The sequence below is a fragment of the Pectinatus cerevisiiphilus genome, from assembly GCF_004341685.1.
GTDB classification, from domain to species: domain Bacteria; phylum Bacillota; class Negativicutes; order Selenomonadales; family Selenomonadaceae; genus Pectinatus; species Pectinatus cerevisiiphilus.
In genome coordinates this window covers 77,663-89,773 of the sequence record NZ_SMAA01000001.1, presented here as the reverse complement: position 1 = coordinate 89,773, position 12,111 = coordinate 77,663, and the positions used below count along the sequence as shown (strand labels likewise).

Below are 12,111 nucleotides of genomic sequence, written 5' to 3'. Positions count from 1 at the left end.
TATGCAGCCTATCGCTATACCAGTAATTAAAGCCACTTGCTATCCATTAGACCCATTTATTTTCATATATAAATTGTGAGCGTAATTTCCCTAGGGTAGGCTAAAACAATATACCGTGTTCCCTATAATAAACAGGTTACCCCTTAATGTATATATAAAATCACCCCAATAAAAAAAGAAAAGCTGTGTGCCCATCCTTAGGCACACAGCTTTTCTTTTTTATATAAGAGTTTCATAAATGGCAAAATTATTTTATCCTAAAATTATTTACCGAAATAGTGTCTGAGCAAGCCATTGAATCCGCAACCATGACGTGCTTCATCTTTAGCCATTTCATGTACAGTATCGTGGATAGCGTCGAGGCCTAATTCCTTAGCCAATTTTGCTAAATCAAGCTTACCCTGACATGCACCATGTTCAGCAGCAACACGCATTTCCAAATTCTTTTTGGTGCTGTCTGTCAGTACTTCACCGAGTAATTCAGCAAACTTAGACGCATGTTCAGCTTCTTCAAAAGCATAACGCTTGTAGGCTTCCGATATTTCAGGATAACCTTCGCGTTCAGCAACTCTACTCATAGCAAGATACATACCTACTTCAGAACATTCACCATTAAAATTCTGGCGCAGTCCTTCTACTACACGTTCGTCAACACCTTTTGCTATACCAACGCGATGTTCTGCAGCAAATACTAAATCTCCTGCCTGTTCAACAAATTTAGAAGCAGGTGCTTTACATATAGGACACTGAACTGGTGGTTTTTCTCCTTCAAATACATATCCACAAACACTGCAAACCCATTTCTTCATAAAAAATTCCTCCAATTATATGTAACTATTATCCAGCTTGTTCGGCAGCTGTATTTTCTCTATGTGCCTATTATAGTTAGTATTTAATATTTTTAAAACTTCCATATTAAGTGTTTTTTATATGTTTTTATTCATAATTCTCAATTTTTCTCATCTATATTCTTTTTATTGTAGATATTCATTTTCCCTTAGTTTTTTATACTAAAAGATAATTATTATCTGTAATATTTTCTTTTAACTTTTGCCACAAATTATCAACAACTATATTTTCAGTACGTGCATAGTTATTTAAAAGTATATTTAATCAATATATGACTCATTTTTTATATTTTATTCTAAAAATGTGTTTTTTTTGCGGAATTTTATTTTTTTATATTAACGTTTTACAAATTTTTCTATATCCATAAAAAATTTTTAATTATTTTATTCACATAGTACTGTGAATAAATAACAAATGATTTTTCTGCTTCATAATCTATGTTTTTTACTTGTCTTATAAAGATTTTTCGATTTATGACTGATTTAATATGTAATCTATTTTATCCACAGGATGTGTATAACTTTGTGCATAAGTTATATTTGACTTTTTATCATTTTTCTATTAATTATTTTAAAAAAATTCACGTACATTCGTCCCCATTATTATTAACTTATCAACAAAAATGTGCATAACATTGTGGATAAGTTCAATTAAATACACTATATGAGCTATTTTTTGCAAACAAAAAAACGCAGCATAAAATATACTGCGTTTTTAAAATTTGACAAAATAATTTTTATTTTATCTTTCTATTACCAATCGGTAATATTCCTTTTTGCGGTGGAATTAAAATTCTGCCGCTGTTTAAAACAACTGCCAGTGTAGCTGCATTATGGATTACAGCTGCAATAAGTGGATTAATCCGCCCCAGTGCACCTAGTAGCATTGCAACAGAATTTAATGTGATCGTGGCCGTAAAATTCTGTCTGATCATATTCATGGTATCATCGCCAATTTGCGTTATTTCCATAAGTTTAGACGGGTCATCCGAATTTATCGTTATATCAGATGATTCAACAGCAATATCTGTCCGCCGTCCGCCAAGGGCAACGCCAATGTCAGCAAAAGAAAGTGCCGGTGCATCATTGATGCCGTCGCCGACCATCAGGACACGTCCATTCTTCTGTAAGCGCCGAACAATATCCGCCTTATCTTCCGGTAATACTTCTGCGTAGTAAGAATCAAGATCCATTTTCAAAGCCACTTCTTTAGCAGCTTCCTCGGTATCGCCTGTCAGCATTACTATTTCATCAATGCCGCGGCGTCTGAGCTGATTGAGCGTCCGCTTCATCTGCGGCCTGATCGGATCATTTATTTCTATGCAGCCGATAAATTTATTATTACGGGCAATATATACTACAGAAGAGCCAAGCGTATGTTTAAAGTCATTTATCTCATTGTAATTGACAACATTTTCTTCACGCATAAACCTACGGCTGCCCACAATGACCGTTCCGCCTTTACCGCCATCAAAATCAGCTACTGTACCCTTTATACCTCTGGCTACTACTGTTTCTGTCTTGATATGCGGTGGTGCTTCCCATTTATGGTCTTTAATATATTTCTGGATAGCTACTGCCAAAGGATGCAGTGAATGTTTTTCTATAGATCCAGCTAACAGCAGCAGTTCTTTTTCTTTTACTCCACCTGTAGTATGGATAGCAGCAATCTGCGGTATCCCTAAAGTTATCGTTCCTGTCTTATCCAATACTATGGTATCAATATCAGCAAGTGTTTCTATATAATTGCCGCCTTTGACCAATATCCCCTGTTGGGCAGCTCTGGCGATGGCCGCAGAAACAGCCGTAGCCGTTGACAATTTTAACCCGCAGGAAAAATCAATAAACAGCAAATTCATCACTCTTTGCCAATCCCGTGTTACCCCATATACTAATGCCGCTCCTATAAAAGAAACAGGTACAAGCATATTAGCCATACGATCAGCAAAATTCTGTACAGGTGCGCGGCGTGTCTGCGCTTCTTCTACCAAATGGACTATTCTGGCAATAGAGGTATCATCGCCGACTTTTTCAACTAAAATGGTAAGTCCGCCATTTTGCACCACACTGCCCGCATATACACGTGAATTTTTATGCTTCATGGCCGGCTGTGATTCACCAGTAATAGATGCCTGGTCGACTGCAGCGCTGCCTTCTATTACGATACCATCAATACATACCTTTTCGCCTAAATGAACGCAAATCTTATCGTTAGGCCGTATATCCTCTATAGCAGTACGGCGTTCTACACCATCAGCATCTATCCGCCAGGTAAACTGCTGGTCAAGGCTCAACAAATCGGAAATATGCTTTCTCGCCCGTTCCGCAGCATAACTGGTGAGCATTTCTGCCGCATTGGACAAGCTCAACAAAGTCAAGCTGGATTCAGGTTTGCCGGCGATAACGGAAGCTATTACGGCAGTAGCCGTAAGTGTATCCGCATTGGCTTCCCTTTCTTTGACAATACTGTCGAATCCTTTATGGATAATCTTACGTGCAGAAAATAAAACGAAAGCACTGCGCAGTAATCTTATACTAACATAAAATTGTGGATAAAATTTCTTCAGCACTTGAAAGAAAACAAAGCCACCTAATGAAACAAAAGCTTCCCGCCCAAATTTTTCAGTTTGGGTTTCCGCCGCAGCAACCTCTTTGCCCTTCCCTTTCTTTCCCTTGCTCTTTCTAGGGGCAGCTTCAACAATTTTACCGCTCATGGCATCAGTTAACCAGCTATTTTTCCATCTGCCTTCATAATAAACCGTCAGAACACCATTTTTTATGTTGGCAAAAGCAATATCTGAACCCGTCTGCAAGCGCATACAAAGAAGGAACTGCATCCGTTTGTTCATTGGCACGGACAATCTTATCCGTCGAAAAAAATACTTTTTCATCTACATCTTCATCTCCTAAGCAGAGAAAACGCCCACCATAATAATTGCGGTGCAGCCGGCGTCTGTCTTCTCATCACAAGTTTACGCAATCCCGCAACTATAAACATAAAGGCGGTGAGAGAGCGAAAATCAATGGCATTAGTTGTTTTTTCTTTCAAGTAATTATTCCAATAAACAAAAAAATCATAAAGCTGGCTACCGAGACCAGCCAATTCTTTATTTCCCATTCTACTAATACAGTCAACTGTTCCGAAAACCCGGTCTGATAAATATTTTACTAAATCATCTACTGTTTCTTCTTCGCAATTATATTCTAATAAAAGTGATCCGGTAATTGGATTTGCACTTATTTTTTTTACATATATCAATTGTGATAAATAATTTTCCAATATGGCAGCAAGACCTATATTGTTTTTCAAACCCGCTATAACATAACGGCGCCGCCCCGGTAGTGAATGAACTAGATGCATACATACTACAACATCGCAAACCTTACTCTTGGATTTTGCTACCCCATCGTTAAACAACTCAAAAACTTTCTGGCCGATGCTGAGTCCTAAAGCCATTCCGGCAGCATATGACATATAAAGACCTCCTCTTATCTATTTATCTTGTTTTTTATATATCGTTCAATATCAGCTAACTCCTTATTTCTGCGAAGTACCTCTGGACGGTATTCTATGAGTACTGATCCCGTAACAATATTTACTTTTACATTATCAATTTCTTTATAACTGCCAATCATTTTTTGCAGGACGGTTTCAGCATAGCCGTTATTCACCAGTTGATTGCTGTAAATTCTTATCCGTCCTGGGATATATGAAGCAATTTCCGCTTTTTTAATGATTGATGCCAAATCCATGCTCGGCAAAAATGACGAAAATATATCCAATTTTTTCCATTCCTCCATTAAATCATAAAAATCTTTGTATATTTTTCTTCTGTATTGATAAACATGCCAAAACGAAAAACATGTAAAAATTACTCCCCAATATTTATGCATACCTCGCCTGCCCATCAAAGAAAAAATCGTACCGCCCATACTTAACAACAACGGCAATCGCAAAGACATTTTTCGCATAATGATCCTTCCTTCCCCGAACTGGTATCGGCAAATAAAAAAACTGGACAACTTATTATTTTTCTTTTCTCATATATTTTTAAAATCTTCTCAGAAAAATACAGACAAAATAAGCAGTCCAGCTGATTTTACCACATCTTCAATTATTATCCACTATTTTGTCAGATCAACTTTCTTCTTATAAAAAAAGAGATGCCTAAACTACCTTGCCAAGCATCTCTCCTTATGAATCAAAAGCTATTATTTTTCCTGCTTTGCTGCTTCTTGTGCAGCGATCATATCTTCTAATTCTTCCTTCTGTTTGATAAGTTCAGCCATCGGTACTTCCGCTGTACCTACAGTTGCAGGCTGAAAAGAAGCGTTACGGCTTGCCGCATATTTATATCCCACAATCCCTGCAACTACACCAACAGCCATTCCAATCCAAAAATCTCCTCTGGAAAACATAAGTAAATCCCCCTTATTTTATATAAACATATTACAAATATAATAAAAAATGTCTCGTCTGTTAAAACATTTTTTACATGTACATAACTTTATTATATAGATTTTAATAATTAACATCAACAACGTTTTAATTTTTTTTTAAAAAGTTGTTGAAAATAATTATCATTTATATTATAATTTGATTGTTGCTATTGAAAATCATTATCATCTATTTGGAGGTGGATATATGGAGTCTTTTAAGCAATTTGAACATTTACTTGCGTTTCATTGCGCCCCGACATTGGCTGGAATAAAATCCGGCAACTTAATTTCAATAAATAAAAACAAAATAAATAATTTCAGGCAAATCCAGCAAAAATATAGAAAATGCCTAAGTTGCAATAATGTTTTTATGTTTACCGTATCTGAATCACAAAATTATCGTCTTCTACTTATCTACCACAAAGCAAATCTTGCTAAAATTCTCTCTGATGAGTGCAATCAAGCTTTTCTGAGATATTATGGCTACAAAGATTTTACGAGTGTGTTGTCGTGTCTTCGTTACTTAAAAATACGTATGCATCTGCAAAAAGGGTTCCCGCATGAGATAGGTCTCTTTTTAGGATATCCGCTCCTTGATGTTAAAGGTTTTATAAAAAACAACGGACAAAATTTTAAATTCTGCGGTCAATGGAAAGTATACTCGGATATTGAATCGGCTGAAAAATTATTTTCCAAGTATACTAAATGTTGTAATCGTTTTTGTTCTTATTTGGCAGAAGGTAAAAGTCTCGAAAATATTATCGAAACAGCTGTCTAATTAAAGAAAAGGGGTAATATCATGGGAAAAATCGCAATTATTTATTGGAGCTCCTCCGGTAACACAGAACAAATGGCGCATTCTATCGCTGAGGGAATAAAACAGGCCGGCAGTGATTGTGAACTGTTCCAGGTTTCTGAATTTCCCGTAAACCGCATAGACGAATTTGCCAAAGTAGCATTTGGCTGCTCCGCTATGGGCGCGGAAGAATTAGATGCAGATGAATTTGAACCGGTATTTTCAGAACTCGAACCGCATCTTGCTAATAAACTTGTTGCTCTGTTTGGTTCATATGACTGGGGAGACGGTGAATGGATGCGTACCTGGCAGGAAAGAGTTAAAAATGATAAAGCTTCTTTATTTGACGACAAAGGTCTAATTGTACATAGTACGCCAGATGAAAAAGACAAAAAAGCTTGTAATAATTTTGGTATGCTTTTTGCCAAAGCTTAAAATAATATAGATAATAAAAACAATATCCCTAAATAGCAAAATACCTTGGAACTATTCAATGCCAATGAAAGTTTCAAGGTATTTTTAATCTGCTGTTTTATTTTTTTCGCAAATTGACACAAATTAAATATTATATATAGACAATATACTGCAATTATTGTATTATATAAGGAAAGTTTTTGATAATCTTTTTTTGCCTAAATTTTGTTTACATGGCAATTATTTAGCTGCTTTTTCTGCCCAATTTACTTTAGTAAACGTATTATAGGCATGAATATAGCCAGCTGACAAAAATCAATATTCTTTGTCGAAGAAGACTAAGAAGCTTCCGCTGTCTTAAGTCTTTTTTTTATTATCCTGAGAAATGAATCGGGGGTATTTAAATGGATTTAAAAGGTAAAATGACTCTTGTTTTCTCACTGCTTATGACCGTAATCGTCATAATGATCTCATGTGTGGCATATTTTTATGCAGAAGGAACGCTGAAGGAACAAATTGAAGCAAGAGCACAAGAAATTATCAGCTCAACCACAAACCAGCTTGATGGCTGGCTTTCTAGCAAGGCGGCCGTAATCAACACCAAGGCTGCAACAATCAATGAAATTTCCCAAGATGGCCCCATCTCAAATTCTCTGGTAAGCGGTTTCAAAAACATTGACAACGATATCAGTGATTTATATTTTGGCAATGCTGATGGCTCCATCGTCGATGGCTCCGGCTGGACTCCTCCTGCCGATTTTGACTCCCGTACCCGTTCATGGTACAAGGATGCCACCTCTTCTGGCAAACTCACTTTTGGCGAACCTTACCTTGATAAAGTCACCAACAAAATGGCGCTGCCTATCGGCATTCCTATGAAAAACAGTGCCGGTCAATTACGTGGTGTATTATCCGAGGACGTACTTATCGATACTATTTTAAAAACAGTAAATCAAATACAACCATTTGATGAAAGTTTTTCCTTTCTTATTAATACCCAGGGAACGGTAATGGCTTATCCTGATAAAGACGCTGTAAATAAAAACATAAAACAAACAGCTGCCCTTAAACCGCTGAGTGATGCCCTTGACCAATTAGACAGTGCCAATCAAACCAAAGGAATGACAACTTATTCCTTAGATGGCAAAGAACTTTTACTCGTCTATGAAAAAATCCCGTCCACACAATGGATATTGGGTATAAATGTCCCTACAGCTGTTGCTTATGCTCCACTCAACACGCTCAGATGGATATTTGTAATAGGCACTATTCTTGCCTTAGTGATCGTCTTTATTGCCACTAATTTATTGGCCAAAAAGTTTACCCGTCCCTTACAGGCTTTGTCTGAACATGTAGAAAAAATTGCTGCCGGCGATTTTACCCAAAAAATAACAGTAACAGGTAAAGACGAAATAGCTCTTTTATCTACTGGTTTCAATAAAATGCGCGATGAATTGTACAGTCTTATCAAAAAAGTACAGGAAAAATCCGAACATATCGCAGCCTCCAGTGAAGAACTGACTGCCAGCGCTTCCCAAACAGTCCAATCTGCCAACCAAGTGGCCAATTCAATTACGACTGTGGCTGATGGCATCCACAAGCAAACAGTTTCCACTGATGAAGTATCATCAACAGTAAATTTAATGAATACTACGATTGAAAAAATCGTCAATGACAGTGTCCATGTTGCCGATGAATCAATACAGGTGGCAAAATACGCTGATGATGGCAGTAATGATGTCGACCGCATGATAAAAAATATGGAAGAAATAGAAATTTCCGTGCAGGATTCCACTAATGTCATTATAAAACTGGGCGAACAATCCAAACGGATCGGTCAAATAACCGAAACCATCTCCAGTATAGCTTCCCAGACAAATTTACTGGCACTCAACGCCGCTATCGAAGCAGCCCGTGCCGGTGAGCAGGGACGCGGCTTTGCCGTTGTTGCCGAAGAAGTTAGAAAGCTGGCAGAAGAAGTCCAGCTGGCTGTACAGAAAATATCCGAAGAAATCCTCACTGTACAGCAGAATACGGAATCTGCCGTAGTAACCATGTCTGCCGGTAATGACAAAGTGAAATCAGGTGTGGAAAGTGTCAATACAGTCGGCAATAGTTTAAAACAAATAGCCGGCCTCATCCACAACAGCACGGGCGGCATTAAAAACATCCATGCTGCTTTACAGGAAATTGCCACCCATAGTGAAAAACTAAATAAATCTATAAAGACTATTGATGATGTAAGTAAATCAAATGCCGATGAATCACAAATGGTTTCGGCCGCTGCTCAGCAGCAGTTGGCTTCAATGGATGAAATAGCCTCTGCCAGCCAAAGCCTTTCCCAGATGGCCCAAGAGCTGCAAGACGCTATAAATGTGTTTAAAATATAATCACTAATAATCCCTAACAAAAAAGCCCCTATAAATCCTAATATTACTGATTTATAGGGGTGTTTGCTATCCATTTTTATTTGCCCAATTATTTTTTCTATTATCAAGTTTTCTTTAAGACCGCTGTTTTAATTCCTTATTGTGGTCTTTCGCATATTGGATAATATAATTATATATTGTTTCTTCATCACTGCCCGGTACTATATTATGCCATGTATTTCTTGTAACAGTTCCTATATATGTTCCATTAGTGTCAAAAAAAGATATATCCTTTTGACAAATCTTTTTGTTTTTCACATCATACTCACATGCTTCTACCGAATACGCTACGCTGCCCCAGTTCACACTATTATTAATTTGTTGCAATTTTTCAGCTATATCCTGCGGATTCACATATACTTCCTGCGCATAAAATTTTATTACATTCTTATCTATTTTTACTTCATCACGTGTACTTTTAGGTGCAGTTTTGCCGTACGAAATTGTTAATGTATCGAAATAATATCTGTATTCATTAGCGTTTATTATCTTTTGCCAACGCGGTTCTGCGGCTGAAACTACTGCCGTCGCCAAAAATGTAAGAACGAATGTTATAGCCAAAATTTTTCTATTCATAAGGAAACCTCTTTTCCATACGCTATATCAATACCATTCCTATTTCTTTCGCCGCGACGGCCCCATTTCCTTTTTAAAACACTTTAGCTTCTAATATTTTCCCTTTAATATTCGACCTTTCTAATAAAAATATTTTTATATACGAAATTTACTTATTTGCCCGGTCAGGCTTTGGGCTATATCGACTAGCATCTTACTTGATGCTACTATTTCTTCGAGTGATGCCGATTGCTCTTCTATGGATGCTGAGGTGCTTTGGATTTGGTCATTTACATTATCAATTTCCCCTTTTATGCGGCCGACACTTTCTACCACATTTTGGGAGGAACCTGACAATACGTCTGCCTTACTTGATATCATTTCTATTTTTCCTGACATTTTACTGTTCATTATTGCCAGCCGTTCAAAACTTTCTCCTGATTGCTTAACATCTACCGCCCCCGCATCCACTTCCCGGCTATTGACTGTCATTATTTGAACCGTATTACTTGTCTGCGTACATATATTATTGATAATCTTTTCTATTTGCTTAGCTGCTGTTTGGGATTGCTCTGCCAGTCTTCTCACTTCGTCGGCAACTACAGCAAACCCCTTCCCATATTGTCCTGCCCTTGAAGCTTCAATTGCCGCATTTAAAGCTAACAGATTTGTCTGTCTGGCAATATTTTTTATCGTATCGACAATCTCGGCGATATGTTCCGAATTTTTCCCCAGAGAATTTATACCTTCGACTAATTTACTATTTGTCTCTGATATCGATTCCATCTGTTTTCTGGTCTGGCCGATGGATTTGCTGCCCTCTGCTGCAATTTCCGCCGATGCCGCCGCTTCATCTGCTGAACTTTTTGCCTGCTGCACCATATTTTCTATACTGTCAGCTATATTATCTACCAATGAGGCCGTGGCATTAATATTTTTTACCTGTCTTTCAACGGAGTCCGCTGACGACGAAGCCGCTACTGCGACCTGGTTCACCACTTCTGACGATTGGGCAGAAATCTCTGTTATCTGTCCTGCTGTATTTACTACTTTTTTCGCCATACTTTTGATATTGCCAACTAAAATACAGATATCATCAAGCATCCCATTATATGAATCAGCTATTTTAGCAAATTCATTTTTTCCTTTGAAGTCTAAATGTGCCCGTAAATCTCCAGTAGCATTTCTGGCAGCTGTATCCAAAAATTTTCTGATAAATTTATTTATATATCTACCAAAGAACACTGCTATCAAGATGGTTACCAATATAACAGCCGTTACGCCTGCTGTCATGACGATGACAGCTTTTTTATATTGGGCATCGCCATCTTTTACTACTATGTTTACATATCCTTCATTTAACTGTTTGAACTCTTCTGCCAAGGTCATCAACTTACTATAGGCTTGACCCATATCCCCCGTGTTTGACAGACTTTTCTCAATGCCGGCATTATCGTCTACGTTCGCATCAATAATTCTTTCCTTTACAGCTTTTTTATAACTCTGCCATGTATTTTCAACATCCGTGACATTTTCCGCTTGGTTCTCTCTGGCCGATCTCTTCATTTTATCTATATGTTCATCTATCTCTTTAGCTTTATCAGCCAAATCCTTTACTGTAAATGCCGCTGTCGGTGATGACTGCCCACCATTTTTTCGCTCCCACAGCAATTTATATATATCTGCCTGATACCCTTCCAATAAGCTCACTGTTTCCTGCATTGTTGTCATTCTCGTTAAATTGGTGCCTGCCATCATTTGCAAATAACTGTTTACTGTTTGCAAAGAATAGGCAGCATAAACACCAACTGCGGCTGTCAAGCAAATAATAATGGCAAAACTTATTACCAATCTGCCCTTCATTCCCACGCGGCATACCTCCAGATTAATATTTACTATATCAGCAGGTTTTTCTCTTCTTTTATTAGGCAAAATCTGTCTGCTTTATAAAATTAACATAAATTTTTCTTATTTATTTTAATTAAATATTAATTTTAGGTTAATTTCCAGGAATATTATTGTAGTTTATTATTTGTAAAATTTATATTTTAGCTGTAAAATAATAATTTACAGGGAGGTGTTATGTTATGAATCAGACAATAACTGATATCTTAGAACGTTGCAGTGTAAGACAGTATACTGCCAAGCAAATAACGGACGAAGAACTCGACCTTGTCCTAAAAGCCGGTCTTTATGCGGCTAACGGTATGAATAGGCAGTCCTCGAAAATTATTGCGCTGCAAAATAAAGAAGATATCGCTGTTTTATCGAAAATGAACGCAAATTTGTTTAATTATACCAAAGATCCTTTTTATGGTGCACCGACGGTACTTATTGTCCTTTCCGAAAAAGACTGTCCTACTGGTGTCGAAGATGGCAGCTTAATCATAGGCAATATGCTTATCGCTGCGCGCTCTCTCGGTCTTGGCAGCTGTTGGATACACCGTGCACGAGAAGAGTTTGCCAGTGAAACAGGAAAATCCCTGCTAAAAAAATGGGGCATAACTGGCGAATATATTGCCATAGGCCATTGTCTACTTGGTTATCCTGCCCAGTCCTGCAAACAAAATAACCCACGTAAACCAAATCGTATAATTAAAATCAGATAAAGCTTGCACTTATAAAAACT

11 protein-coding genes are annotated in these 12,111 nt (G+C 37.4%); 4 read left to right on the top strand and 7 right to left on the bottom strand.

Going from position 1 to position 12,111, the window contains the following annotated elements; translation table 11 throughout:
* Positions 1 to 263: 263 nt before the first annotated feature.
* The 5 genes from EDC37_RS00400 to EDC37_RS00380 all read right to left on the bottom strand — a co-directional run bounded on the left by EDC37_RS00400 (position 264) and on the right by EDC37_RS00380 (position 5,267).
* Positions 264 to 809, bottom strand: coding sequence for an NADH peroxidase (locus EDC37_RS00400; protein ID WP_132546894.1), 546 nt, complete (start codon positions 807 to 809; stop codon positions 264 to 266).
* A gap of 776 nt (positions 810 to 1,585) precedes the next feature.
* Complete coding sequence (locus tag EDC37_RS00395) at positions 1,586 to 3,739, bottom strand: heavy metal translocating P-type ATPase (protein ID WP_231040012.1); 2,154 nt, start codon at positions 3,737 to 3,739, stop codon at positions 1,586 to 1,588.
* An 8-nt stretch (positions 3,740 to 3,747) separates the two neighbouring features.
* Positions 3,748 to 4,323: an HMA2 domain-containing protein gene (locus EDC37_RS00390; RefSeq protein WP_132546893.1), complete on the bottom strand. Its 576-nt coding sequence runs from the start codon at positions 4,321 to 4,323 to the stop codon at positions 3,748 to 3,750.
* 14 nt (positions 4,324 to 4,337) lie between these two features.
* Positions 4,338 to 4,820, bottom strand: coding sequence for an HMA2 domain-containing protein (locus tag EDC37_RS12460; protein WP_231040011.1), 483 nt, complete (start codon positions 4,818 to 4,820; stop codon positions 4,338 to 4,340).
* 240 nt (positions 4,821 to 5,060) lie between these two features.
* Positions 5,061 to 5,267 carry a 50S ribosomal protein L9 gene (locus EDC37_RS00380; protein WP_132546892.1) on the bottom strand — a complete coding sequence of 69 codons (207 nt, stop codon included), beginning with the start codon at positions 5,265 to 5,267 and terminating at the stop codon, positions 5,061 to 5,063.
* Positions 5,268 to 5,493: 226 nt separating this feature from the next.
* Between EDC37_RS00380 and EDC37_RS00375 the strand changes: the two genes are divergently transcribed.
* From EDC37_RS00375 to EDC37_RS00365, 3 genes are all read left to right on the top strand, one after another.
* Positions 5,494 to 6,066 (top strand): DUF3793 family protein, encoded by a 573-nt coding sequence (locus tag EDC37_RS00375; RefSeq protein WP_132546891.1) that lies wholly within the window; start codon positions 5,494 to 5,496, stop codon positions 6,064 to 6,066.
* Between the two features lie 21 nt (positions 6,067 to 6,087).
* Entirely contained in the window at positions 6,088 to 6,519 is a 432-nt protein-coding gene (locus EDC37_RS00370) for a flavodoxin (protein WP_132546890.1), read from the top strand.
* Between the two features lie 383 nt (positions 6,520 to 6,902).
* On the top strand, positions 6,903 to 8,888 hold the full coding sequence (locus EDC37_RS00365; RefSeq protein ID WP_132546889.1) for a methyl-accepting chemotaxis protein: 1,986 nt from the start codon (positions 6,903 to 6,905) through the stop codon (positions 8,886 to 8,888).
* A gap of 114 nt (positions 8,889 to 9,002) precedes the next feature.
* On the opposite strand, the gene EDC37_RS00360 is transcribed toward EDC37_RS00365, so the two are convergent.
* Together EDC37_RS00360 and EDC37_RS00355 are read right to left on the bottom strand one after the other, a co-directional pair.
* On the bottom strand, positions 9,003 to 9,503 hold the full coding sequence (locus EDC37_RS00360) for a hypothetical protein (RefSeq protein ID WP_132546888.1): 501 nt from the start codon (positions 9,501 to 9,503) through the stop codon (positions 9,003 to 9,005).
* 135 nt (positions 9,504 to 9,638) lie between these two features.
* A complete protein-coding gene (locus tag EDC37_RS00355; protein WP_132546887.1) occupies positions 9,639 to 11,414 on the bottom strand; it encodes a methyl-accepting chemotaxis protein in 1,776 nt (591 codons plus the stop codon).
* 155 nt (positions 11,415 to 11,569) lie between these two features.
* On the opposite strand from EDC37_RS00355, the gene EDC37_RS00350 reads away from it, so the two are divergent.
* Complete coding sequence (locus EDC37_RS00350; protein ID WP_132546886.1) at positions 11,570 to 12,091, top strand: nitroreductase; 522 nt, start codon at positions 11,570 to 11,572, stop codon at positions 12,089 to 12,091.
* Positions 12,092 to 12,111 lie beyond the last annotated feature (20 nt).